Genomic DNA, 23,540 nt, shown 5'->3' with positions numbered 1-23,540 from the left:
CTGCCAGACCAGACCCGCAGCAGGAGAACAAGACATGAACGCCAACGAAAACCAATTCATCCAGCGCGGCCAGCGCGAGATCCGCGCGCCGCGCGGCAGCCAGCTGCACTGCAAGAACTGGCTGATCGAAGCCGCCTACCGCATGATCCAGAACAACCTCGACCCGGACGTGGCCGAGCGCCCGCAGGACCTGGTGGTCTACGGCGGCATTGGCAAGGCGGCGCGCAACTGGGAGTGCTTCGACGCCATCCTGGACAGCCTGCGCCGCCTGGGTGAGGACGAGTCGCTGCTGGTGCAGTCGGGCAAGCCGGTGGGCGTGTTCCGCACCCATGCCGATGCGCCGCGCGTGCTGATCGCCAATTCCAACCTGGTGCCGCACTGGGCCAACTGGGACAAGTTCAACGAGCTGGACCGTGCCGGCCTGATGATGTACGGCCAGATGACGGCGGGCTCGTGGATCTACATCGGCACGCAGGGCATCGTGCAGGGCACCTACGAGACCTTTGTCGAGGCCGGCCGCCAGCACTACAACGGCGACCTGTCGGGCAAGTGGATCCTGACCGCGGGCCTGGGCGGCATGGGCGGCGCGCAGACGCTGGCGGGCGTGCTGGCCGGCGCCTGCGTGCTGGCGATCGAGTGCCAGGAGTCGCGCATCGATTTCCGCCTGCGCACGCGCTATGTCGACAAGAAGGCCACCACGCTCGATGAGGCGCTGGCGATGATCGCCGAGGCCACGCAGAAGAAGGAAGCGATTTCGGTCGGCCTGCTCGGCAACGCCGCCGAGATCCTGCCGGAGCTGGTCAAGCGCGCGCAGGCCGGCGGCATGCGCCCGGACATCGTCACCGACCAGACCTCGGCGCACGACCTGGTCAACGGCTACCTGCCGTCCGGCTGGACCGTCGATCAATGGGAAGCGGCGCGCACGCAGGATCCCAAGTCGGTGGAAGCCGCCGCGCGTCCGTCCATCGTGAAGCACGTGCAGGCCATGCTCGACTTCCAGAAGATGGGCGTGCCGACGGTCGACTACGGCAACAATATCCGCCAGGTCGCGTTCGACGAGGGCGTGAAGAACGCCTTTGATTTCCCGGGCTTTGTGCCGGCCTATATCCGCCCGCTGTTCTGCCGCGGCAAGGGCCCGTTCCGCTGGGTCGCGCTGTCGGGCGATCCCGAGGATATCTACAAGACCGATGCCAAGATGAAGGAGCTGTTCCCCGAGGACAAGCACCTGCACCGCTGGCTCGACATGGCGCACGACCGCATCGCCTTCCAGGGCCTGCCCGCGCGCATCTGCTGGGTGGGGCTGGATGAACGCCACCGCGCCGGCCTGGCCTTCAACGAGATGGTCAAGTCGGGCGAGCTGAAGGCGCCGGTGGTGATCGGGCGCGATCACCTGGACTGCGGCTCGGTGGCCTCGCCCAACCGCGAGACCGAGGCCATGCGCGATGGTTCGGATGCGGTGTCGGACTGGCCGCTGCTCAACGCGCTGCTGAACACCGCGGGCGGCGCCACCTGGGTCAGCCTGCACCACGGCGGCGGCGTGGGCATGGGCTTCTCGCAGCATTCGGGCGTGGTGATCGTGTGCGACGGCACCGATGCTGCGGCCAGGCGCATCGAGCGCGTGCTGTGGAACGACCCGGCCACCGGCGTGATGCGCCATGCGGACGCGGGCTATGACATCGCCATCGAATGCGCGCACGAGAAGGGCCTGAACCTGCCGATGGTGAAGGGCGCATGAGCCTGACGCTATTTCGACGGTTCGCGCTGGCCGACATCGCGCCCACGCGCTGGAAGAACGGCGGCGGCAACACGCGCGAGATCGCGGTGTGGCCGCCGGGCGCCGGCATGGATGACTTCAGGTGGCGCCTGAGCGTGGCCGATATCGGGCAGGACGGGCCGTTCTCGGCGTTTCCCGGCATCGATCGCCAGATCGTGCTGCTGGAGGGCGCCGGCGTGACGCTGCTTGCGGACGACGCCAGCTTCAGTCATCGCCTTGAACATATCGGCGAGCCGTTCGCCTTCTCCGGCGATGCCAGCCTGCAGGCGACGCTGATCGACGGCGTCACGCGCGACTTCAACGTGATGACGCGGCGCGGCCACTGCCGCGCGCGCGTCGAGGTGTTCCGGCAGGGGTTTGCGCCTGGCACCGGCGGCCATGCCGTCTGCCTGCTGGCCGTCAGCGGCGCATGGCAGGCGCAGGATGCCGGCCTGCTGCTGCAAGCGGGCGAAGGCGCGCTATATGGCGCTGCAGAACCCCCATCCACGCCATCGTTTGAACCTGTGGGTGACGAGGCCCTGTGCCTGTGCGTCACCCTTGAGACGGAGCCCGGTCAATGACGCTGCCCTCTGTATCGTCCGCGCCCAGCGCGGACGGCGTCTGGCACAACTGCCACCTGCTGCCCGATGCCGATCCGGCGCATGCGATCCGCGATGCCGCGCTGGTGGTGGAGCATGGGCGCATCGCCTGGCTGGGCGCCGCCGCGGACCTGCCGGATGCCTATCGCGGCGCGGCGCGCCACGATGCCCACGGGGCATGGATCACGCCCGGGCTGGTCGACTGCCATACGCACCTGGTCTACGGCGGCCAGCGCGCCGACGAGTTCGCGATGCGGCTGGCCGGCGCCGGCTACGAAGAGATTGCGCGCGCCGGCGGCGGCATCGTCTCGACCGTGCGCGCCACGCGTGCCGCAGATGAAGACACGCTGTTTGCCCAGGCCGCCGCGCGCCTGCAGCCGCTGCTGGCCGAGGGCGTCACCGCCATCGAGATCAAGTCGGGCTACGGGCTGAGCCTTGAAGCCGAGCGCAAGCAGCTGCGCGTGGCGCGCCGGCTTGGCGAACACTTTGGCGTCTCGGTCCACACCACCTTCCTGGGCGCACACGCATTGCCGCCGGAATACGCGGGCCGTGCCGACGACTATATCGACCTGGTCTGCAACACCATGCTGCCGGCACTGGCCGGGGAAGGACTGGTCGACGCCGTCGATGCCTTCTGCGAATCGATCGGTTTCTCGATTGCACAGACCGAGCGCGTGTTCGAGGCTGCCGCGCGCCATGGCCTGCGCGTCAAGCTGCATGCCGAACAACTGAGCAACCTCGGCGGCGCCGCGCTCGCCGCTCGCCACCGCGCCTTGTCCGCCGATCACCTCGAGCATCTCGACGAGGCCGGCGTCGCGGCGATGGCAGAGGCCGGCACGGTGGCGGTGCTGCTGCCCGGCGCCTACTACTTCCTGCGCGACACCAAGCTGCCGCCGATCGCGCTGCTGCGCCAGTACGGCGTGCCGATGGCAATCTCGACCGATCACAATCCGGGCACGTCGCCGGTCACTTCGCTGCTGCTGATGATGAATATGGCCTGCACGCTGTTCCGCCTGACCGTGCCGGAAGCGCTTGCCGGCGTGACCGTGCACGCCGCGCGTGCGCTGGGCGTATCGGATCGCCACGGGCGGCTGGAAGCGGGGCGCGTGGCCGACTTCGCGCTGTGGCGCATCGATTCGCCCGCCGAGCTGGCGTACTGGTTTGGCCGCAACCCGGTGGCGACGGTGGTGCGGCAAGGGCGAGTGTATGCGCACGAAGGAGCCTCGGCATGAGCGGCACGCAACTCTTCGCTCCCTTTGCGCTGCTGCCGACCGGCTGGGCGCGCGATGTGCTGCTGGCCTGGGATGAGCAGGGCCGCTTCACCACCGTGCAGACCGGTGTACAGCCGGCCGCAGGTGTGCCGCATGCGGCCGGCCCGGTGCTGCCCGGCATGCCCAACCTGCATTCGCATGCGTTCCAGCGCGGCTTTGCCGGCCTGACGGAATTCCGCAGCCGCCCGCAGGGCGACGATCCGGCTGGTGCCGATTCATTCTGGAGCTGGCGCACGCTGATGTACCGCTTCGCGCAGCGGCTCTCGCCCGACACGCTGGAGGCCATCGCCACCCAGCTTTATATCGAGATGCTGCGCGCGGGCTACACCAGCGTGTGCGAGTTCCACTACGTGCATCACGATGCGGGCGGCACGCCCTATACCGATGCCGCCGAGATGTCGCTGCGGCTGCTGCGCGCGGCCCAGCGTGCCGGCATCGGCATGACGCTGCTGCCGGTGCTGTACCAGACCGCCGGCTTTGGCGGCAAGCCGCCGCTGGCCGAGCAGCGCCGCTTCCTGCACGACACCGATGCGATGCTGCGGCTGCTGGAACGGCTGGCCCCCGCGTGCGCGCAGTCCGGCGCGCGGCTGGGGCTGGCACCGCACTCGCTGCGCGCGGTGCCGGAGGAAAGCCTCGCCCACGCACTGGCGGGACTGCAGGCGATCGACCCGCAGGCGCCCATCCATATCCATATCGCCGAGCAGCAGAAAGAGGTCGACGACTGCATCGCGTGGTCGGGCACGCGCCCGGTGACCTGGCTGTTCGACCACGTACAGGTCGACGCGCGCTGGTGCCTGGTGCACGCCACCCATATGGACTGGGACGAGCGCCGGCGCCTGGCGCACAGCGGCGCGGTGGCCGGCATCTGCCCGACCACCGAGGCCAACCTGGGCGACGGCGTGTTCGAGGCCGCACCCTACCTGGCGCAGCAGGGCGCATGGGGCATCGGCTCCGACAGCCATGCCAGCGTCAGCGTGGCCGAGGAGCTGCGCTTGTTTGAATACGGCCAGCGGCTCGGCCTGCAGCGGCGCAATGTGCTGGCTTCCGATGCGCATGCACAGGTGGCTGACCGGCTGTATCTCGAGGCCGTGGCCGGTGGCACGCGTGCCAGCGGCCGCGCCGTGGCGGGGCTTGTGCCAGGCCAGCAGGCCGATTTCATGGTATTGGATGGCGCGCATCCGACGCTGGCGGGCCTCGACGGGCCGCAGGCGCTGGCCACGCATGTGTTTGCCTGCCACGGTCATGAGACACTAGCGGATGTCCGCACCGCCGGACGCAGCCGCGTGCAGCATGGCGCGCATCCGCTGCAGGCGGATGCGGGGCGCCTGTTCATCGCGGCGCGCGCCAGCCTGCTGGCCGACTGAAACCGGGCGTACGCCCACTGCATCGCAAAGACAATGTCCTTCTCCACCGATACCCCCGCCTTCACCCTGCACCGCGGCACGCGCCCGTTGCTGGTATCGATGCCGCACGTCGGCACGCACCTGCCGGCTTCGGTCTCGCAGCGCCTGACTGCCGAAGCGCGCACCGTGCCCGACACCGACTGGCACCTGGAACGCCTCTACAGCTTCGCCCGCGAGCTGGGTGCGTCGGTGCTGGTGGCCACGCATTCGCGCTACGTGGTCGACCTGAACCGCCCGCCCGACAACGCCAACCTGTATCCCGGCCAGGACACCACGGGCCTGTGCCCGGTCGACACCTTCGACAAGACGCCGCTGTACGCCGACGGCAACGGCCCCGACGATGCGGAAATCGCCGCGCGCCGCGATGCGATCTGGCGCCCTTACCACGAGGCGCTGGCCGCGGAACTGGCCCGCCTGAAGGCGGAGCACGGCACCGTCGCGCTGTGGGATGCGCATTCGATCCGCTCGGTGCTGCCGCGCTTCTTCGAAGGCAGGCTGCCGGACTTCAACCTCGGCACGGCCAACGGCGAGAGCTGCGACGCGTCGCTTGCGGATCAGTTGCTCGAGCAGGCCGGCGCGGTGGCCGGCCATACCGCGGTGCTCAACGGGCGCTTCAAGGGCGGCTATATCACGCGTCAATACGGCAAGCCGCAAGACGGCGTGCATGCGGTGCAGCTCGAGCTGTCGCAGGTCGCTTACATGAGCGAGACGTATCCGTTCGCCTACGACGAGGCGCGTGCGGCGGCATTGCAGCCGGCTTTGCGAGGGATGCTGGCGACGGTACTGGAGTTCGTCGAAACGCGGTAAAGCGCTGGCGCGGCACGATGGCTGCCGCGCGGCGCTACAAGCTCACGTCAAGCGCTGCCCAAGCCGCAGGCGGTAGAGCGAAGTGCTGGCGGCGATAAACAACGCATTGCCCTCGGCGCCGCCGAAGGCAAGGTTGCCGACCTTCTCCGGCACGGGAATATGCGCCAGCCGTGTCCCATCCGGATGGAAGACCTGCACGCCGCTGGCGCTGCTGGTAAAGAGCCAGCCGCGCCGGTCCACGCGAAATCCGTCCGGTAGTCCGGGCTCGATGACGGCGAAGACCCGCGGGTTGGCCAGCACCCGCCCTGCAACGACGTCGAAGGCGACGATGTGGTGATGACCATCGTCGCGCAATGCCGCCGAGGTATCGGAAACATAGAGCACGTCTTCAGCGGGCGAGAATGCCAGCCCGTTCGGCTCTTCGACAAGGTCGCTGGCGACTTCCAGCGCACCGACGGCGGGATCGAATCGAAACACATAGTTGTGCCGCAGCTCGGGATCGGCCCGGTGGCCTTCGCGGTCCGACAGGATGCCATACGGCGGATCGGTGAACCACAAGGTGCGATCGCGCTTGACCACGATGTCATTGGGCGAACTCAGGCGCCGCCCCTGATAGTGGCTGACGACCAGTTCGTCTTCGCCAAGGTAGGCACCGCTGCGGCGCGTCCGCACGATGGCCCGCTGTCCGTGCGAGCAATGCAGCAGCGAACCATCCGCCTCCAGTGCGTGGCCGTTGGTGAACTGGGCGCCCGTACGCCAGACCGACATGCCATCCGCTGCGCTCCAGCGCAGGATGCGGTCGTTGGGTATGTCGCTCCACAGCACCGCACCTTCATCCGGCAACCACACCGGCCCCTCGCTCCAGGTCGCCCCGCATGCCAGCCGCTCGAGCCGTTCGCCCGCCAGCGGCAGCTCGCGTGCGCGCTCATCGAATATCTGAACTGTATCCATGGTCTTCCTTTATCCCGTTGCAAAGACACGCAAGCGGTCTTTACACGAACTGCCATAGCAAGAGGATCAGGCCAAGGGCCGCGATACCGGCCATCGTCGTCAGCACCGTCCAGCTCTTTAGTCCATCGCCGACGCTCAGGCCCAGCATCCGTGTCACGATCCAGAAGCCTGCATCGTTGACGTGGGAGACCGCCATGCCGCCCGCTCCCATCGCCAGGCCGACCAGGGCCAGATGGTTGGGACCGAGCGATGCCTGCGTGACCAGCGGGGCGATGATGCCGGCCGTGGTCATCAGTGCCACGGTGGTGGGCCCCTGTGCCGCGCGCAACAGCATTGCCAGCAGGAAAGCGAGGACGGCCAGCGGCAGACCCGAGGACTGCAGCGAAGCCGCCAGGGCGGGGCCGATTCCGGTCGACACCAGGATCTTGGCGAAAGCGCCGCCGGCGCCGGTGATAAGGATCACCACCGATACGGCCGGGATGGCGGCGCCGGCCACCTCGGACACCGTCGCCAGCGGCGCGCCGCGACGGATGCCCAGCAGGTAGGCACAGAGCATCAGGCCCAGCAACAGCGCGACGTACGGGATGCCGAGAAACATCAGCGCCGAGCGCCCGAAGAAGCCTTCCGGCAGCAGCACCTGGGCCAGCGTCCCGGCCAGGATCAGCACGATGGGCAGCGCGATCAGGCCGGCGACGAGGCGCGCGCTTGGCGGCGCGCCGCTGCCCAGGCTGGCGGATGCCGCATGGATCCTTGGGGCGCTGCCTGTGGCCTGGCCCACTTCGGCGGCGATATCGGCTGCCATATGGAACGGCCGCCTGGTCAGTCGCCGGGATGCCAGGAAAGTCACCAGGCCAGTGACCAGCGCGACCGGCAGGCCGATCAGCAGCAGGCGGCCGATCTCGATGCCGAGTTCCCCGGCCACTGCCACCATGCCGGGGTGCGGCGGCAGCAGGGCATGCACCACCAGCAACACCGCGCATACCGGCAGGCCGATCACCACCAGCGGAATGCCGCGAGTGCGCGTGAGGCCGTAGACCAGCGGCATCAGCATCATGACGCCGACTTCAAAGAACACCGGAATGCCGACGCCGAATGCCGTGCAGGCCATGGCCAGCGGCACGCGTTTGTCGCCGAAGCGCTCGATCAGCCGGTTGGCCAGCACCTGCGCGCCGCCCGACAAATCAATCATGCGCCCGATCATCGCGCCGAAGGCGATGATCACCGCGACATGGCCCAGGGTCTTGCCCAGGCCGCCTTCGACCGCATCGGCAATCTGGCTCACTGGCACGCCGGCCACGACGGCGACGCCCGTGGCCACCAGGAGCAGTGCCAGGAAGGGGTGCAGCTTTGCGATCAGGATCAGGGCGAGCAACAGCAGGATCGCTGCCGCCCCGCCGATTATCAGTATTGCCACGTCTATTCCTTGTGTTCGGTCGGCCATGCCTGCGGCCGGTGCGTGCCGGGCGTCGCTGCAGGCTGTGAGGGCAAGCTGGCGATGCCCCAGCCGATGGGCCGTCGTCGATTGCCTGGGTGCTTGGGATCGGGGCCCCAGATCGCTTGATAGGTGTCGATGCAGAAGCCCGCGCGCTGCAATGCCAGCGCGAGCGCCGCCAGCGTGAGCCACCAGGCGCCCAGCAGCAGCGGCATCCAGCGCGGCGCATCGGCCAGCGCGAGGCCGATGCCGATGGTTGCAATGGCAATCGGCAGTGAACTCCAGCCAATGACCTTGTGCAGCCACTCGAAGACGACCCGGCGCGCGCTCATGTCGTAGTGGTCGCCGCGCAGGCAGTCGCTGGTGGGCCCGCCCTTGCTGCCGCGCAACAGCCCGCCGCCCACCTGCAGCGCGGCGCAGGCCACCAGTGCCCAGCCGCCGAGGTGGTGCCGGCGCGCCAGCGCATCGGGCATGCCGCCGTGGCCCAGGATCAGCAGCACGCCTACCGACATCAGGGCAACGCCGCTGCCTTGCATCCACAAGTGGGCGCGCCACCAGGTCTTGCGATCGAGCACGGCAGGCCAGGCTTGCGATGGCGTCACCTTGAAGAAGCGCGCCACCAGGATGCCGAGCGGCAGCAATAGTCCCCAGCTGAGCACCATCAGGCGCCCATGCCAGGCCACCCAGGGCACGACGTGGTGCGCGGCGGCGGCACCGGACACCGGCCGGCTCAGCCATTGCGCGGGCCAGCCGGGAACGACCAGCGCGGCGAGAATGCCGAGGCAAAGTGTGAGGCCGAGCGGCAGTATCCAGCGCACGGCTGCGGGAAGCGCAGGCGGCATGTCTTATCTCCTTGTGCTTCGCTGACTCGCGGGGTCTTCAGGCCACCAGCACATGGGACACATCGGGTTCGAGCAAGGTATCGATATACCGCTCGAACTGCCGCGTCTGCAGGTTGAGCATGCCCACGCGCTGGTCCGTCAGGGAGATGAAAGCCAGGTCGCGCGTCGGGTGCAGGCTCATGGCGATGGGCGTGCTTTCCAGCGCTATCTGGCCGATCTGCCGCAGCGCCGGGTCGAAGATCGACAACGATTGCTCGCCATAGTTGGTCACGTACAGGCGATCGTGCCGATCGCGGTAGACGCGCGTCGGGTCGCACCCCGTGCGTGCACGGCCGGTGACGCGCAGCGTGCGGGTGTCGATGGCGATGAGGGCGTCGTCGCCGCGGGCGGTGACATAGAGGGTGCGCTCGTCGCGGCTCAGGCAGTTGCCTTCCGGCCTGCTGCCGGGCTGAACCGGCACAGCGGCGACAGTCGGGTCGTGCGGCTGCAGGCGCGTGACGGTGTGGCTCAGCAGATTGAGCGCAAAGGCGGTCGAGCCGTCGCGGGTCAGGGCGAGCAGGTGGCTCTTGTAGCCACCCGAGGGAATCGCCCGGTCCGGCACATCGCTGCGTTGCGGCTGATCGAAAATCAGCAGCGTGGAGCCTGCCTCGCTGAGAACGTAGAGCCGGTCCAGCGCATCCATCGCCAGGCCGTGCGGTCGGCGGTACGGGCCGATATCCAGCGTCCGGACGTGCTCCCGCGTCTGCAGGTCGATCACGAACACCGAGCAGCCGCCTTCGCCCTGATGCGCGGAAGACTCGACCCCATAGTGGCCCACATAGGCATAGCGCTGGCGCGAATCCACGACGAATTCATGCGGGAATTCCGGCAATCGGATATGCCTTAATGCGGCGCCGGATTCGAGATCATAAAAGCTGAATGTGTGGGCGCATTTCTGCACCAGCAAGAGAATTTCCTCAGCTTGCATGATCGAATGTCTCCATCCGCCCGTCCGCTGGGCGGTGATCTTATTGGAATGCGGTGATAGCGGCGCCGCGCAACCGGAATGCGGCTTGAGCCTGCTGCGGAGCTGAAGGCCAGCGCAGGAAAGTGGGGAAACTATAACAATGGGCGGGCCATGCTTCTAATCAATTGATCGAATACCTGATTTACCTCAGGTTATCGCTTATTGATTTCAGAAATCGATGTGGTGGTATTTGTAAAATGATTCGCGTGTAAATAGGTCAAGCCTTATTAATTGAATTTTTCCATCGATCGCGCGTTAGATCGCTCCCCAGCGCCGGACCGGATGAAACCCTGAACGAAAAAAAGCCCGGCTTGAAGCCGGGCTGCTAGGCACGCCTGCGAAGGCTTACTTCTTCACGACATTCTTGTCGGCCTTGCTCCCCGTCGCTGCGCCGATTCGGGCGACTTCTGGAAAATCTCATGCAACCATTCCATCGAAGGCTCCTGAAGCGAGTGATGCGGGTTGGGTGGGTCGTTGCATCGGATTGCGGGGTTGGTGGGAATTCGGGACAGGACGGGGCAGCGCGGGACTACGGGTGCGGGGCGAGCGGAGGCAGGGCATGTCCATGGCGCGGCGGCGTGTCCTTGGGGCATGAAGGTGATCACGGCGATCACGGTGGCGGCGCGCGCACCGCAGCTGGCGGGTGCAGCCTTGGCACCGCGGGTCGCGCATGCAGGGGCGCGACCGCATCAACCGTGCAAATGCAGCGTGAGGCATTATCCCCGCCGGTTTCCGGCCAGCGTAGTGAAAGCTTTTGTCGGCGAATTAAGCGCAGTCAACACACCGCGCGCATGGCGGCGCGAGTGTGGAACTGGTGTCGGGAGCGGTGCGCGAGGGAAGTGAAGCGGGGCAGTCGGGAGGGAGGTGCCGCCTCACCCGAACGGGTGCGGCGGCAAGGGCAAATGCGTCGCTGTCAGCGCCCGCCGGCCAGGCGGGCTTCGATATGCTTGGCGCGCTCCAGCGATCCCGGGTGCGAGCTGAGCATGCTCGACTGCCCGCCATCGAGGGTCGACATCTTGCGGAACGCCGACGCCAGGGCTTGGCGGTTGGCGCCGTTCCTGGTCAGCAGGTCAAACGAATAGTCGTCGGCCGCGGATTCCTGCCGTTGCGAGAACTGCGCATTGACGAACTGCTCGGCGAGCGCGCCGATCTGCGACGACGACAGCGCCGTCAGCGAAGCCACGCCAGTCGACCCCAGCAGCCCGCGCGCCGCCGCCGTGGTGTAGGCCACCTGCATCGCGGCCTTGGTATGGCCCAGCGCCACATGGCCGATCTCATGGCCCACCACGCCACGCACTTCATCGTCGCTCAGCAGGTCCATCAGGCCGCTGTAGACCCGCACGCAACCGTTGGCCATGGCCCAGGCATTGACGTCCTTGGTCACATACACCTTGGCATTGAGTGGCAGCCCGGTGTTGCCCAGCCCGCCCATCACGTTGGCCAGGCGCTTGGCGTAGGTGCTGTCCGCCGGCGCGATGGTGTTCTTCTGGTCCATTTCCGCGCAGGACTGGTCGGACAGCGTCTTGACGTTGCTGTCCGACAGCGTGGCGGCGGTAAAGAGGCTGCCGCCGGCCTGCGTCAGGCTTTCCATATTGGCGCCGGCACAGCCGGCCAGCAGCGCGGAACAGGCGAGGGCGGAAAGGGCGAGTCGCTTCATGGGTTGCTCCGGGAACGGGAGTTGGCAATGCCATAGGATAGGAAGCCGGGCGAGGGCGCGCCAGTGGGCGCTGTCCGACAGCACCACGATAAAGTGTTGAATGCTGCATATTAACGCAACCATTTTCACTGAATCCATGATTTTCACCGATTGCTGAAAATGTCAATTATGGTGAAATTTCGGGTCATGCTTTCACCATATCCCCATATTTCAGCGTATGCTGAAAGCCATGGATCTGATGAAAGTAGCGGCCCAATCGGCGATGGATCTGCGCCAACTGCTGGAGCAGGTGCCCGTGATCGAGCGCCTCGATATCCGGCGGCATGTCCGTGCAGCCGAGCACGACATCGTTGTTCGGGCCGATATCCTCGGCAAGCGCCACGTACTGGTATGTGAAGTCAAGACCAGCGGTCAGCCACGCCATGCGCGGATGGCCCTGGTTCAGCTCCGGGACAGGCTGGGCCATCATGGGACGGACGCGACAGCCGTTCTGGTCGCACCGTATCTGTCTGCGGAGGTGCAGGCCATGTGCCGCGAGCAAGGGGCGGGCTATCTTGACCTGCAAGGCAATGCTCGCCTGGTGTTCGGCAGCGTGTTCATTGAGCGCCAGGTGGCCAGCAAGCCCGCCGTCGAACGGCGCGCATTGCGCTCGCTGTTCAAGCCGAAGTCTGCACAGGTGTTGCGCACGATGTTGCGCGGTCCCGGTCGAGCATGGCGGGTCGCCGAACTGGCCGAAGCTGCCGGAGTCAGCCTGGGCCATGCCAGCAACGTGCGGGCTGGCTTGCTGGATCGGGAGTGGGCGCGATTGTCGGTCGACGGCTTGTCGCTTGCAGATCCTGATGCCTTGCTGAACGCGTGGCGCGATGCCTATGAGCCGCCGGCAGGCAAGCGGCAGGGCTTCTATACGACTTTGCACGGCGCCGCCTTGGAGCAGGCCGTGCGAAACACCTCGCCCGCCGGGGGCGCGGGTGGGCTGGCAGCGCTGGCGTCGTTCTCGGCGGCGCAGTGGTTTGCGCCGTACGGCCGCACGGGAGTGCAATATTTCTATGCTGACGAGGCAGGGCTCGAACGATTGCGGTTAGTCTTGAAGCTGTCGTCGCCAGCAAAAGGCGAGAACGTTGTCGTGACGGTACTCGAAGACCTTGGCGTATTCCGCGACATCGTTGAGCCGGCCCCGGGTGTCATGTGTACCAGTCCCGTCCAGACCTATCTCGATCTGGCTGCAGCTGGTGAGCGAGGGCTGGAAGCGGCAGAGCATTTACGAAGAGAAAGACTGGCATGGCAGCAATGACCTCAGGTGAGCCGCAATCCGCCACAGACTACGACGATCGCACGGCAGCAGCGGTCAAGGCGGTGCTCATCGAGATGGGTCAGATACTTGGCAGCTTCAAAGGCAAGTTCGCCATTGTCGGGGGGGCCGTTCCGTGGCTGCTGCTGGGCGATAACGACGACATGCCGCATGTCGGCACGCTGGACGTGGATCTGGGGCTGGATGCCGAAGCCTTGGCCGAGGGCGAGTACGCCACGCTGGTGGATGCGCTACTGGGGCACGGTTATGCGCAGCGCAGGGGGCTTCGGCGGTTTCAGCTGGTGCGCCAGGTGCCTGCGCAAGATGGCGGTGCACCCATTGACGTCATCGTCGACTTCCTGATGCCGCGCAACGCTGAGATCGTCAGGCATGTGCCGCCGCTGATCAGCGACTTCGCCGTTCAGCGTGCCGATGGGGCGGACCTGGCGGTGCGCTTCCATCAACTGGTGGTGATTGCCGGCCCGATGCCCGCTGGCGGTACGAACCGCGTTGAAATTGCAGTCTGCTCGATCCCTGCGTTGCTTGCCATGAAGGGTCATGCAATCGTGGGGCGCTACAAGCAGAAGGATGCCTACGACATCTACTACTGCATCCGGAACTACCCTGGCGGGCCGGAGGCATTGGCGCAGGCATGTTTGCCGCTGCTCAACTACACCAGTGGCGCGGCCGGTTACAGGTTTATTGCCAGCAAGTTCGATACCGTGGAAGGCTTCGGGCCGTCCTGTGTCCGCCGCTTTGTCGAGGACACGCAGGTGCTCGGAGGGCACAGCCCGGAACAGTGGCAACAAGACGCGTTTGGTCAGGTTGACGCGTGGCTTCGGGCACTTGGCTTGAGAGGCTGAGTGCGCACAGCCACGCAGCGCCGGGCGCCGCGGAAGCAAAAAAGCCACTCCGTCAGGACAGGAGTGGCTCTTTTCGAATTGGTGCCCGGGGTCGGACTCGAACCGACACGCCTTGCGGCGGGGGATTTTGAGTCCCCTGCGTCTACCTGTTTCACCACCCGGGCAGGGTGTAGGGCGCCGGAACCGGTGCCTTGCTGAGCCGGGGATTATGCCGGAAATCCCGTCGTCGGACAACCGGCGCGGGGCCGCGCAAATCCGGTAGCATGGCGCCCAGCCTCTCACACGCCCACCGTCCCCATTATCCCCGAACCGCCATGACCGACCAAGCTTCGCTGGCGCGCCTCGCCAGCCTGCCTTCGCAGGACCCCGGCTTCTACGACCGGGAATACAACAACCGCGCCAATGTGCCGGACAACGCAGTGCATATGGCGCGCTGGGCGCAGTGGTCCGCCGGAGTGCGCGCACGCAGCCCTTATCTGGCGGACCTGAGCTATGCCGGCGAGGACTCGCGCCATGCGCAGGGCGAGACGCTGGACTACTTCCCCGCGCAGCGGGCCAACGGGGCGCTGCCGCCGCTGCTGGTCTTCGTGCACGGCGGCTACTACCGGGCGCTGGACAAGCACGACCACAGCTTTGCCGCCAGCGCGCTGCCGGCGCTGGGGGTGTCGGTGGCGGTGGTGAACTACACGCTGGTGCCTGCGGTGACGGTGCCGGAGATCGTGCGGCAGGTGTTGCGCAGCGTCGCCTGGCTGTACCGGCAGGCGGACCGGCTGGGCCATGATCCGGACAAGCTCTTCCTGGCGGGGCATTCCGTCGGTGGCCACCTGGTGGCGATGCTGATGGCCGCACGCTGGCCGCAGCTGGGTGCGGACCTGCCGGCCGACCTGGTCAAGGGCGGGCTCTCGGTCAGCGGGCTGTACGACATGGAGCCGCTGCGGCGCGCGGCCTTTTTGCAGCGCGACCTGCAGTTCTCGGAAGACGATGTCGCGCGGCTGTCGCCCGCGTATATGCCGCCGGCCAGCGGTGCCCCGCTGGCCATCGCGGTGGGGGAACTCGAGGCCGCCGAATACCACCGCCAGCACGCGCTGATCCGCGCGGCGTGGCCGGCCAAGGTGGCGCATCCGGCCGCGAGCGACCTGGTGCTGCCGGACTGCCATCACTTCAATGTGCTGGACAGCTTTGCCAGCCCGGACGGTGCCCTGACGCGCGCGGTGCTGCGGCTGATGGAGCGCTGAGCGCGCACTGGGCGCAAGGGCGTCAGCCCTCCAGTACGCGCAGCAGCGACGAGGTATCGTCCTTGCCCCAGCCGTTGGCCATCAGCGTGCGCAGTTGCGCCGAGGTGGCCTGCATCGCGGGCAGGTCCAGGCCGATTTCTTCGGCGATATCGCGCGCCAGCCCGAAGTCCTTGTCGTGCAGCCGCGCCTCGATGCCGGCGGCGAAGTTGCGCGCCACCATCTTGGGGCCCATCAGGTCGAGCATGCGGCTGCCGGCCATGCCGGTCGCCATGGCTTCGAACACGCGGCCGGTGTCGACGTTCTGCGCGGCGGCAAAACGCATGGCCTCGGCAATGCCTTCGATATTGACCACCTGCGCGATCTGGTTGCACAGCTTGGCAACCTGGCCCGCGCCGTGGTCGCCGATATGGGTGATGGTCTTGCCCAGCCGCTGCAGCAGCGGGCGCACGCGCTCGAGCATCTCGGGCTTGCCGCCGACCATGATGGTCAGCGTGCCCGCCTCGGCGCCCATGGTGCCGCCCGAGACCGGGCAGTCCAGTGCTTCGATGCCGCGCGCGGCCAGCGCCGCGGCGATCTCGCGCGTGACGATCGGCGAGATGGTGCTGTGGTCCACGCAGATGGTGCCCGGCGCCGCGCCGTGGACCACGCCCTGCTCGCCCAGCAGCACTTCGCGCACGTCTTCGGACGAGGTCACGTTGGTGAAGACGACGCTGGCGCCGCGCGCCGCTTCAGCCGGGGTGAAGAAGGGCTCAGCCCCCAGCGCGCGCGCGGCCTCGGCCGCTTCCGGGCGGCGCACGAAGGCGCGCACGGTGTGGCCGGCGGCCAGCAGGTGGCGGACCATGTGCGAGCCCATGGCGCCCAGGCCGATGAAAGCGACGGTGGTGGGGGTGTGGCTGATGCTCATGTCGATGCTTCCTTTCGTATTGCAGTGGACTACTTTTCGCCCGCATAGGCGAACTTGCCGTTGCGGATCACCCCCATCACGCGCGAACGCTGGTCGAAGCCCTGGTGGTCCTTCGGGTTCAGGTTCATCACGCCGTTGGGGATGGTGAGATTGGTGGTGGCTTCCAGTGCGTCGCGCATGGCGGCGCGGAATTCGCGCGTGCCAGGCTGGGCGCCGGTCTTCAGCGCGCGGCGGGCGGCGTCGTCCAGCAGCATCCACGCGCCCCAGGCGTCGCCGGCAAACTGCGTGACGCTGTCGGCGCCGTACTTGCTCTCGTAGCGGTTGACGAAGTCCAGCGCCACCTTGCGCACCGGGTGGCTCTCGGGCAGCTGGCGCGCGACCACCACCGGCCCGGTCGGGAACAGCGTGCCTTCGACATCCTTGCCGCCCATGCGCAGGAAGTCCCAGGTGGCGATGCCGTGGGTCTGGTAGACCTTGCCCTTGTAGCCGCGCTCGCTCAGCGTTTTCTGCGGCAGTACGGACGGCGTGCCGGCGCCGGCAATCAGGATCGCGTCCGGGTTGGCCGCCATCAGCTTGAGCACCTGCCCGGTCACCGAGGTGTCGTTGCGCGAGAAGCGCTCGTTGGCGACCACCTTGATCTTGCGCACCTCGGCCAGCTTCGAGAACTCGCGCCACCAGCTCTCGCCGTAGGCGTCGGCAAAGCCGATAAAGCCGACCGTCTTCACGCCATGGTTGCTCATGTACTCGGTCAGCACGGTCGCCATGTGCGAGTCGTTCTGCGGCATCTTGAAGGCCCAGCGGCGCTTGGCGTCGGTCTGCGGCTCGACAATGGAGGCCGAGGCGGCCAGTGCCACCATCGGGGTCTCGCCCTCGGCCACGGCGTCGAGCGCGGCGATGGCGGTGGGGGTGATGTTGGGGCCGACGATCACGTCGACCTTTTCCTCGGAGATCAGCTTGCGCACGTTGCGCACCGCCGCGGCCGGGTCGGTGCCGTCGTCCAGGATCACGTAGTGCGCCTTCTGGCCGCCCAGCGTCTGCGGCCACATCAGCACGGTGTTCTTCGAGGGGATGCCGATCGAGGCCGCCGGCCCGGTGGTGGACACATCGATGCCGACGCGGATGTCGGCATGCGCGGCGCTGGTGAAGAGCAGGGCGCCGGCCAGCAGCAGGGGGCGCAGGGGCAGTTTCAGCATCGTCTCCTCCGTTCTTATATGTGACGGGAAGGATAGCCGAACTCGGCCGGCGGGGCACGCCTGCGCCCCGCCGCGGCCGTGCTGGTCAGCGCACGCTCAGGCGCCAGAGCGTGGTCATCTCGGCGGAACGCGCCGCATGCAGCGGGTCAGCGGCATCTGTTGCGCGCGGGTGGCGAGGACGGATATCGGAGCGGCCCAGCACTTTCAGCCCGGCGGCGTCGATCCAGCCCATCAGTTCCTCGCGCGGGCGCAGGCCGAGATGCTCGGCCAGGTCCGACAGCAACAGCCAGCCTTCGCCGCCCGGCGCCAGGTGGTCGGCCAGACCTTGCAGGAAGCCACGCAGCATGGCGCTGTCAGGGTCGTAGACCGCGCGCTCGACCGGCGAGCTGGGCCGGGCCGGCACCCAGGGCGGGTTGCACACCACCAGTGGTGCCCGGCCTTCGGGGAACAGGTCGGCCTGCACGATCTCGACCTGCGCGGTGTAGCCAAGCTGCGCGATGTTCTCGCGCGCGCAGGCCAGCGCGCGCGGGTCCTGGTCGGTGGCGACCACGCGCTGCACGCCGCGGCGGGCCAGCACCGCGGCCAGCACGCCGGTGCCGGTGCCAATATCGAAGGCGAGGGTCTTGGCCGGCAGCGGCTCGGCCGCGACCAGGTCGACATACTCGCCGCGCACCGGCGAGAACACGCCGTACCAGGGGTGGATGCGGTCTTCCAGCGCGGGGATCTCCACGCCCTTCTTGCGCCATTCATAGGCGCCGATCATGCCCAGCAGCTCGCGCATCGACGCCACGTAGGGCTCGCTGGCCGGGCCGTAGACCTGTTCGCAGGCGTCGCGCACATCCGGCGCGCGGCGCAGCGGCACCTCGTGGCTGGCCTCGAATGGCAGCAGCAGCATGCCCAGCGTGCGGGCGCGCTGCGATTGGGCCAGCCGGTGCAGGTTGAAGGCCTCGGTTGGTGACGCGGCCCCGCCCTTGGCCTTGTCCTTGGCTTTCTGGCCGGGGCGGCTGGCCTTCTTGGGCTTGCGCTCGGTGCGGCGGGCCAGCGCGTGCAGCAGCTGGCGCGCGTTCTGGAAGTCGCCGCGCCACAGCAGCGCGGTGCCTTCGCAGGCCAGGCGGTAGGCAGTGTCGGCGCTGGTGGTGTCGTCGGCGATGACCACGCGGCGCGGCGGCGGCAGGCCGGCTTCAGAGCGCCAGGCGGCGCTGCGCTCGACGCCGTCCTCAGTCCAGTGAATGCGGGGCAGGTCGCTCACAGGGCCTCCGGCCGGCAGGGCGTGATGGGCAGCAGATGCATGGTTGGGTTTGCTTCTTATATAGAGAGAGAGGCGGCGCTGGGCCGTCCTCACAGTTCGTAGGCTTCGTGTTCGCCGGACATGGCCTGCTCAACCAGCTTGCGGTTGAGCGTCGGCGAGAACAGCTCGATGAAGGTGTAGACAAAGCTGCGCAGGTAGGCACCCTGCTTGACGGCCAGGTGCGTCACGTTGCTGCCGAACAGGTGGCCGGCCGGGATGCCGCGCAGGTTGCGGTCGCGCTCGGCATCATAGGCGACGCCGGCGACGATGCCCACGCCCAGCCCGATCTCCACATACGTCTTGATCACGTCCGCGTCGATGGCCTCCAGCACGATGTCCGGCTCCAGGTGGCGCAGCCCGAAGGCCTTGTCGATCTTGGTCCGGCCGGCAAAGTTGGCATCGTAGGTGATCAGCGGGTAGCCCATCAGGTCTTCCAGCGCCAGGTGCTTCTTGTCCAGCAGCGGATGCTCGGGTGGCGTAATCACCATATGGGTCCACTGGTAGCCCGGCAGCGACACCAGGTTCTTGTCGCTGGAGATGCCCTCCGTGGCGATGCCGATGTCGGCCTTGTCATGCAGCAGCATGTCGGCGATCTGCGCCGGGTTGCCCTGCTGGATCGACAGCCGCACCTTGGGGTAGCGCTTGGTGAACTCGCTGATCACCCGTGGCAGGGCGTAGCGCGCCTGGGTGTGGGTGGTGGCGATGGTGAAGTTGCCCTGATCCTGTGCCGCATAGTCCATGCCGACGCGCTTCAGGCTTTCCACCTCCTGCAGGATCTTCTCGACCGAGCTCAGGATGCGGCGGCCCGGCTCGGTCAGGCTGCGGATGCGCTTGCCGTGGCGGGTAAAGATATCCACGCCCAGCTCTTCTTCCAGCTCGATGATGGCCTTGGACACGCCTGGCTGTGACGTGTAGAGCGCTTTTGCGGCCTCGGTCAGGTTGTAGTTCTGCCGGACGGCCTCACGCACGAAGCGAAACTGGTGCAGGTTCATATATCTGGGTTCGTATAAACAAACAACTTCTTATTAGTTTGAGGTATGAGGCCAGTTTATTACGATTCTCGAACTTTGTTAATTAATGGCCCGCCCTCCGTGCGTCCACTCGCAGCAGCCACTTTGTGATGCGAGACCCACGGGCCAGGCCCCACCGAGTCCCCTATGTCTGTTGCCTATACCGTTTCCGGTCTGTTTGTAGGCGTCCTCGTCGGTCTGACCGGGGTGGGAGGGGGCTCGTTGATGACGCCGCTGCTGACGTTGCTGTTCGGCTTTTCGCCGGCCACCGCGGTCGGCACCGACCTGGCCTTCGCCGCCATCACCAAGGGCTTCGGCACCATCGCGCACCGCGCCCACGGCCATGTGCAGTGGCAGGTGGTGCGGCGCCTGTGCATCGGCAGCCTGCCGGCGGCAGTGGCCGCGATCCTGGTGCTGAAGAGCGCCGGCGAGCTCAACGCGCAGTGGCTGCACGCGATCCGCCTGACCATCGGCGTGTCTGTGCTGCTGACCGTATTGTCGCTGCTGTTCCGCAAGCAGATGCTGGTCTGGCTCGAACGCAATCCGCGCTTCCAGCTGCACGGCCGCGCCCAGGTCATTGCCACCGTCGCGGTCGGCGTCGTGATCGGCGTGCTGGTGACCGTATCGTCGATCGGCGCCGGCGCGGTTGGCGCCACGCTGATCCTGCTGCTGTACCCCCATATGAAGCCGGCCGAAGTGGCCGGCACCGACATTGCCTACGCCGTCCCGCTGACGGCGATTGCCGGGCTGGGCCATGTGTGGCTTGGCACGGTCGACTGGAATTTGCTGCTGGCGCTGCTGGTGGGTTCGATCCCCGGCATCTGGCTGGGCGCGCAACTGTCGCGGGCGCTGCCCGAACGGCTGGTGCGTGCCGCACTGGCGACCACGCTGACGCTGGTCGCCATCAAGCTCGTTTCCTGAATTCAACGAATACTGAACGGACCCCGCCATGTATCAGTACGACCAATATGACCAGCGCATCGTCGCCGAGCGCGTCGCCCAGTTTCGTGACCAGGTGCGCCGCCGCCTGTCCGACGAGCTGACCGAGGAAGAATTCCTGCCGCTGCGGCTGCAGAACGGCCTGTACATGCAGCGCCACGCCTACATGCTGCGCGTGGCGATCCCGTACGGCCTGCTGTCGTCGAAGCAGATGCGCAAGCTGGGCCATATCGCGCGCGAGTACGACCGCGGCTATGGCCACTTCTCCACGCGCCAGAACATCCAGTACAACTGGATGGAACTGGAGCGCGTGCCCGACGTGCTGGCCGAGCTGGCCAGCGTCGAGATGCACGCCATCCAGACCTCGGGCAACTGCGTGCGCAACATCACCACCGACCACTTCGCCGGCATCGCGCCGGACGAGTCGGTGGACCCGCGCGTGCTGGCCGAGCTGCTGCGCCAGTGGAGCACGTTCCAGCCGGAATTCGCCTTCCTGCCGCGCAAGTTCAAGATCGCCATCTCGGCCTCGGCCGACGACCGCGCCGTGGTGCAGATGCACGATATCGGCATCTACGCCTACAAGAACGCCGAAGGCGAAACGCGCCTGCGCATCCTGGCCGGCGGCGGCCTGGGCCGCACGCCGATCCTGGGCACGATCATCAAGGACGACCTGCCGTGGCAGCACATGCTGTCCTACGTCGAGTCGGCCATCCGCGTGTACAACCGCTATGGCCGCCGCGACAACAAGTACAAGGCGCGCATCAAGATCCTGGTGAAGGCCATCGGCGCGGAGAAGTTCGCGCAGGAAGTCGAGGAAGAGTGGCAGCACAGCAAGGACGGCCCGGCCACGCTGACGCAGGCCGAGTTCGACCGCGTGGCGCAGTACTTCACGCCGCCCGCCTATGAAAAGCTGGCCGACACCGACGCTTCGTACGAGAACCACCTGCTGGAAGACAAGGCCTTTGCCCGCTGGGTGAGCCGCAACGTGCACGGTCACAAGGTGCCGGGCTACGCCGCGGTGACGCTGTCGACCAAGCCGGGCGTGGCCTCGCCCCCGGGGGACGCCACCGACGCGCAGATCGAAGCCGTGGCCGACCTGGCCGACCAGTTCGGCTTCGGCGAGCTGCGCGTCGCGCACGAGCAGAATCTGATCCTGCCGGACGTGAAGAAGCAGGACCTGTACGCGCTGTGGCAACTGGCCAAGAAGGCCGGCCTGGCGACCCCGAACATCGGCCTGCTGACCGACATCATCGCCTGCCCGGGCGGCGACTTCTGCTCGCTGGCCAATGCCAAGTCGATCCCCATCGCGCAGGCGATCCAGGAGCGCTTCGACGACCTCGACTATGTCTATGACCTGGGCGAGATCTCGCTGAATATCTCGGGTTGCATCAACGCCTGCGGCCACCATCACGTCGGCAATATCGGCGTGCTGGGCGTCGACAAGGATGGTTCGGAGTGGTACCAGGTCACTCTGGGCGGCGCCCAGGGCAACCAGACCGCGCTGGGCAAGGTGATCGGCCCGTCGTTCAGCGCCGAGGAAATGCCTGAGGTGGTGACCCGCATCATCGACACCTTCGTGGCCAACCGCATCGAAGACGAACGCTTTATCGAAACCCTGTCCCGCATCGGCATCGCCCCGTTCAAGGAGCGCGTTTATGCCGACAAGCAGCCGCGCGAGCGCGCTGAAGCCTGAGGACCGGAGACTGAACATGGCAAAGATCATTCAACTGCAACAGGACGGCGCTACCGTCGCCCCCGTCATCGTCGATGACGCCTGGACCGTGCTGCGCGGCACCGCCGAGCAGCCGCTGACCGACGAGCAGATCGCCGCGGCCGTGCAAAGCCAGGACGCGGTGCTGTTCCCGCTGTCGGTGTTCAAGGCCAACGAAGCGCTGCTGGCCGGCCGCGACGCGGCCCGCACCGGCGTGTGGCTGGCCCCGGAAGACGAGCCGGGCGATGCCGAGGCGTACTTCGCGCGCGTGGCGCTGGTGGCGGTGGACTTCCCGGTGTTCCGCGACGGCCGCGGCTTTTCCACGGCCTACCTGCTGCGCACCCGCTACCACTGGAAGGGCCAGCTGCGCGCCATCGGCGACGTGCTGCGCGACCAGCTCAACTTCATGAAGCGCTGCGGCTTCGACGCCTTCGCGGTGCGCGCCGACAAGAGCATCGACGACGCCATCAAGGGCTTCACCGAGTTCACCGTGACCTACCAGGCTTCGGTGGATGAGCCGCTGCCGCTGTTCCGCCGCGCGCGCACCGAAGGTGGTGCCGTGCAGTCGAAGGAAACGGCATGAGCACGGTACTGAGCGAAATCGCGGTGGTCGATGCCGGTGCGGTGTCGGGACTGCGGCCGCCCGCGCTTTGGGTAGCGCCGGAGTACACCGGCAGCATCGAAGCGCTGGAGCAGAAGGAACGCGAGCTGGGCGAGCGTCTGGCCGGCATCGCCTCGCGCTTCTTCCGCGCGCGCTTTGCCTCGAGCCTGGCGGCCGAGGACATGGTGCTGACCGACGCGATCCTGCGCGGCACCGAAGCCGTGCGCGCCGGCATCCGCGTGTTCACGCTGCAGACCGGGCGCCTGCACGCCGAGACGCTGGGAGTGCTGGACAAGGTGCAGGCGCACTACGGCTACAGCATCGAGCAGTTCACGCCGGACGCCGAGGCCGTCGAGAACTACCTGAAGAAGCACGGGCTGAACGGCTTCTACGACAGCATCGACCTGCGCAAGGAATGCTGCGGCATCCGCAAGGTCGAGCCGCTCAACCGCGCGCTCTCGCACGCCGACGCCTGGATGACCGGCCAGCGCCGCGAGCAGGCCGTGACGCGCGCCGAGCTGCCGTTCGAGGAACTGGACGAAGCCCGCGGCATCCCCAAGTTCAACCCGCTGGCGGACTGGAGCGAGCCTGAGGTGTGGGCTTACCTGAAGCGCCACAACGTGCCGATCAACGACCTGCACGCCAAGGGCTATCCCAGCATCGGCTGCGAGCCGTGTACGCGTGCGGTGCGCGCGGGCGAGGATGTGCGCGCGGGACGTTGGTGGTGGGAGAGCAAGGACTCGAAAGAGTGCGGGCTCCACGAACAGAACATCAAGCATTGAGGCCG

At 67.1% G+C, this 23,540-nt stretch carries 21 protein-coding genes and 1 tRNA gene; 12 read left to right on the top strand and 10 right to left on the bottom strand.

Features of this window, described 5'->3' with window-relative positions; translation table 11 throughout:
* Window positions 1–34 precede the first annotated feature (34 nt).
* Genes hutU through hutG form a run of 5 tightly spaced genes read left to right on the top strand, consistent with a single transcriptional unit; the run spans window position 35 to window position 5,833 of the window.
* Window positions 35–1,735 carry a urocanate hydratase gene (hutU, locus tag ACW4E8_RS12465; RefSeq protein ID WP_456804801.1) on the top strand — a complete coding sequence of 567 codons (1,701 nt, stop codon included), beginning with the start codon at window positions 35–37 and terminating at the stop codon, window positions 1,733–1,735.
* Window positions 1,732–2,334 (top strand): HutD/Ves family protein, encoded by a 603-nt coding sequence (locus ACW4E8_RS12460; RefSeq protein WP_456804800.1) that lies wholly within the window; start codon window positions 1,732–1,734, stop codon window positions 2,332–2,334. Before hutU ends, ACW4E8_RS12460 begins: the two co-directional genes overlap by 4 nt.
* A complete protein-coding gene (hutI, locus tag ACW4E8_RS12455; protein WP_456804799.1) occupies window positions 2,331–3,584 on the top strand; it encodes an imidazolonepropionase in 1,254 nt (417 codons plus the stop codon). Before ACW4E8_RS12460 ends, hutI begins: the two co-directional genes overlap by 4 nt.
* Entirely contained in the window at window positions 3,581–4,987 is a 1,407-nt protein-coding gene (locus ACW4E8_RS12450) for a formimidoylglutamate deiminase (protein ID WP_456804798.1), read from the top strand. Before hutI ends, ACW4E8_RS12450 begins: the two co-directional genes overlap by 4 nt.
* 33 nt (window positions 4,988–5,020) lie before the next feature.
* Window positions 5,021–5,833 carry an N-formylglutamate deformylase gene (hutG, locus tag ACW4E8_RS12445; RefSeq protein WP_013957849.1) on the top strand — a complete coding sequence of 271 codons (813 nt, stop codon included), beginning with the start codon at window positions 5,021–5,023 and terminating at the stop codon, window positions 5,831–5,833.
* A 42-nt stretch (window positions 5,834–5,875) separates the two neighbouring features.
* Here hutG and ACW4E8_RS12440 read toward each other — a convergent pair whose 3' ends face one another.
* From ACW4E8_RS12440 to loiP, 5 genes are all read right to left on the bottom strand, one after another.
* On the bottom strand, window positions 5,876–6,784 hold the full coding sequence (locus ACW4E8_RS12440) for an SMP-30/gluconolactonase/LRE family protein (protein ID WP_456804797.1): 909 nt from the start codon (window positions 6,782–6,784) through the stop codon (window positions 5,876–5,878).
* Window positions 6,785–6,824: 40 nt separating this feature from the next.
* Window positions 6,825–8,198, bottom strand: coding sequence for a GntT/GntP/DsdX family permease (locus ACW4E8_RS12435; protein WP_456804796.1), 1,374 nt, complete (start codon window positions 8,196–8,198; stop codon window positions 6,825–6,827).
* 2 nt (window positions 8,199–8,200) lie between these two features.
* Window positions 8,201–9,058: a cytochrome b561 domain-containing protein gene (locus tag ACW4E8_RS12430; RefSeq protein ID WP_456804795.1), complete on the bottom strand. Its 858-nt coding sequence runs from the start codon at window positions 9,056–9,058 to the stop codon at window positions 8,201–8,203.
* A gap of 37 nt (window positions 9,059–9,095) precedes the next feature.
* Window positions 9,096–10,025: a YncE family protein gene (locus ACW4E8_RS12425; RefSeq protein WP_456804794.1), complete on the bottom strand. Its 930-nt coding sequence runs from the start codon at window positions 10,023–10,025 to the stop codon at window positions 9,096–9,098.
* A 952-nt stretch (window positions 10,026–10,977) separates the two neighbouring features.
* Entirely contained in the window at window positions 10,978–11,721 is a 744-nt protein-coding gene (gene loiP, locus ACW4E8_RS12420; protein ID WP_456804793.1) for a metalloprotease LoiP, read from the bottom strand.
* Between the two features lie 217 nt (window positions 11,722–11,938).
* Here loiP and ACW4E8_RS12415 point away from each other — a divergent pair, with 217 nt between their 5' ends.
* Complete coding sequence (locus ACW4E8_RS12415) at window positions 11,939–13,012, top strand: type IV toxin-antitoxin system AbiEi family antitoxin (protein WP_456804792.1); 1,074 nt, start codon at window positions 11,939–11,941, stop codon at window positions 13,010–13,012.
* Window positions 13,000–13,872: a nucleotidyl transferase AbiEii/AbiGii toxin family protein gene (locus ACW4E8_RS12410; protein WP_456804791.1), complete on the top strand. Its 873-nt coding sequence runs from the start codon at window positions 13,000–13,002 to the stop codon at window positions 13,870–13,872. Before ACW4E8_RS12415 ends, ACW4E8_RS12410 begins: the two co-directional genes overlap by 13 nt.
* Before the next feature lie 79 nt (window positions 13,873–13,951).
* Here the strand turns inward: ACW4E8_RS12410 and ACW4E8_RS12405 are convergent.
* A tRNA-Leu gene (locus ACW4E8_RS12405) sits at window positions 13,952–14,036 on the bottom strand.
* A gap of 150 nt (window positions 14,037–14,186) precedes the next feature.
* Between ACW4E8_RS12405 and ACW4E8_RS12400 the strand changes: the two genes are divergently transcribed.
* On the top strand, window positions 14,187–15,107 hold the full coding sequence (locus ACW4E8_RS12400; protein WP_456804790.1) for an alpha/beta hydrolase: 921 nt from the start codon (window positions 14,187–14,189) through the stop codon (window positions 15,105–15,107).
* A 22-nt stretch (window positions 15,108–15,129) separates the two neighbouring features.
* Here the strand turns inward: ACW4E8_RS12400 and ACW4E8_RS12395 are convergent, their stop codons facing one another.
* The 4 genes from ACW4E8_RS12395 to ACW4E8_RS12380 form a co-directional block, all read right to left on the bottom strand.
* Complete coding sequence (locus ACW4E8_RS12395) at window positions 15,130–16,011, bottom strand: NAD(P)-dependent oxidoreductase (RefSeq protein ID WP_340528281.1); 882 nt, start codon at window positions 16,009–16,011, stop codon at window positions 15,130–15,132.
* A gap of 29 nt (window positions 16,012–16,040) precedes the next feature.
* On the bottom strand, window positions 16,041–17,204 hold the full coding sequence (locus ACW4E8_RS12390) for an ABC transporter substrate-binding protein (RefSeq protein WP_456804789.1): 1,164 nt from the start codon (window positions 17,202–17,204) through the stop codon (window positions 16,041–16,043).
* 85 nt (window positions 17,205–17,289) lie between these two features.
* Complete coding sequence (locus tag ACW4E8_RS12385) at window positions 17,290–18,453, bottom strand: methyltransferase (protein ID WP_456804788.1); 1,164 nt, start codon at window positions 18,451–18,453, stop codon at window positions 17,290–17,292.
* 89 nt (window positions 18,454–18,542) lie between these two features.
* Window positions 18,543–19,484 (bottom strand): CysB family HTH-type transcriptional regulator, encoded by a 942-nt coding sequence (locus ACW4E8_RS12380; RefSeq protein ID WP_456804787.1) that lies wholly within the window; start codon window positions 19,482–19,484, stop codon window positions 18,543–18,545.
* A 165-nt stretch (window positions 19,485–19,649) separates the two neighbouring features.
* On the opposite strand from ACW4E8_RS12380, the gene ACW4E8_RS12375 reads away from it, so the two are divergent.
* From ACW4E8_RS12375 to ACW4E8_RS12360, 4 genes are read left to right on the top strand one after another with little or no spacing between them, the layout of a single operon-like run.
* Window positions 19,650–20,423 (top strand): sulfite exporter TauE/SafE family protein, encoded by a 774-nt coding sequence (locus tag ACW4E8_RS12375; protein WP_456804786.1) that lies wholly within the window; start codon window positions 19,650–19,652, stop codon window positions 20,421–20,423.
* A gap of 28 nt (window positions 20,424–20,451) precedes the next feature.
* Window positions 20,452–22,134 carry a nitrite/sulfite reductase gene (locus ACW4E8_RS12370; protein WP_456804785.1) on the top strand — a complete coding sequence of 561 codons (1,683 nt, stop codon included), beginning with the start codon at window positions 20,452–20,454 and terminating at the stop codon, window positions 22,132–22,134.
* Window positions 22,135–22,150: 16 nt separating this feature from the next.
* The gene (locus ACW4E8_RS12365) at window positions 22,151–22,735 is read left to right on the top strand and encodes a DUF934 domain-containing protein (protein WP_456804784.1); all 585 of its coding nucleotides are present in this window, start codon (window positions 22,151–22,153) and stop codon (window positions 22,733–22,735) included.
* The gene (locus ACW4E8_RS12360; RefSeq protein WP_456804783.1) at window positions 22,732–23,535 is read left to right on the top strand and encodes a phosphoadenylyl-sulfate reductase; all 804 of its coding nucleotides are present in this window, start codon (window positions 22,732–22,734) and stop codon (window positions 23,533–23,535) included. The genes ACW4E8_RS12365 and ACW4E8_RS12360 overlap by 4 nt, the downstream gene beginning before the upstream one ends.
* Window positions 23,536–23,540: the final 5 nt, after the last annotated feature.

The organism is Cupriavidus sp. CP313 (assembly GCF_054072015.1).
The sequence above is the reverse complement of the archived record's forward strand: the minus strand, read 5'-3'. Positions and strand labels throughout refer to the sequence as shown.

Coding starts and splice junctions, on each gene's coding strand:
- hutU (WP_456804801.1), top strand. CDS start 35: ATGAACGCCAACGAAAACCAATTCATCCAGCGCGGCCAGCGCGAGATC.
- ACW4E8_RS12460 (WP_456804800.1), top strand. CDS start 1,732: ATGAGCCTGACGCTATTTCGACGGTTCGCGCTGGCCGACATCGCGCCC.
- hutI (WP_456804799.1), top strand. CDS start 2,331: ATGACGCTGCCCTCTGTATCGTCCGCGCCCAGCGCGGACGGCGTCTGG.
- ACW4E8_RS12450 (WP_456804798.1), top strand. CDS start 3,581: ATGAGCGGCACGCAACTCTTCGCTCCCTTTGCGCTGCTGCCGACCGGC.
- hutG (WP_013957849.1), top strand. CDS start 5,021: ATGTCCTTCTCCACCGATACCCCCGCCTTCACCCTGCACCGCGGCACG.
- ACW4E8_RS12440 (WP_456804797.1), bottom strand. CDS start 6,784: ATGGATACAGTTCAGATATTCGATGAGCGCGCACGCGAGCTGCCGCTG.
- ACW4E8_RS12430 (WP_456804795.1), bottom strand. CDS start 9,058: ATGCCGCCTGCGCTTCCCGCAGCCGTGCGCTGGATACTGCCGCTCGGC.
- ACW4E8_RS12425 (WP_456804794.1), bottom strand. CDS start 10,025: ATGCAAGCTGAGGAAATTCTCTTGCTGGTGCAGAAATGCGCCCACACA.
- loiP (WP_456804793.1), bottom strand. CDS start 11,721: ATGAAGCGACTCGCCCTTTCCGCCCTCGCCTGTTCCGCGCTGCTGGCC.
- ACW4E8_RS12415 (WP_456804792.1), top strand. CDS start 11,939: ATGCTGAAAGCCATGGATCTGATGAAAGTAGCGGCCCAATCGGCGATG.
- ACW4E8_RS12410 (WP_456804791.1), top strand. CDS start 13,000: ATGGCAGCAATGACCTCAGGTGAGCCGCAATCCGCCACAGACTACGAC.
- ACW4E8_RS12400 (WP_456804790.1), top strand. CDS start 14,187: ATGACCGACCAAGCTTCGCTGGCGCGCCTCGCCAGCCTGCCTTCGCAG.
- ACW4E8_RS12395 (WP_340528281.1), bottom strand. CDS start 16,011: ATGAGCATCAGCCACACCCCCACCACCGTCGCTTTCATCGGCCTGGGC.
- ACW4E8_RS12390 (WP_456804789.1), bottom strand. CDS start 17,204: ATGCTGAAACTGCCCCTGCGCCCCCTGCTGCTGGCCGGCGCCCTGCTC.
- ACW4E8_RS12380 (WP_456804787.1), bottom strand. CDS start 19,484: ATGAACCTGCACCAGTTTCGCTTCGTGCGTGAGGCCGTCCGGCAGAAC.
- ACW4E8_RS12375 (WP_456804786.1), top strand. CDS start 19,650: ATGTCTGTTGCCTATACCGTTTCCGGTCTGTTTGTAGGCGTCCTCGTC.
- ACW4E8_RS12370 (WP_456804785.1), top strand. CDS start 20,452: ATGTATCAGTACGACCAATATGACCAGCGCATCGTCGCCGAGCGCGTC.
- ACW4E8_RS12365 (WP_456804784.1), top strand. CDS start 22,151: ATGGCAAAGATCATTCAACTGCAACAGGACGGCGCTACCGTCGCCCCC.
- ACW4E8_RS12360 (WP_456804783.1), top strand. CDS start 22,732: ATGAGCACGGTACTGAGCGAAATCGCGGTGGTCGATGCCGGTGCGGTG.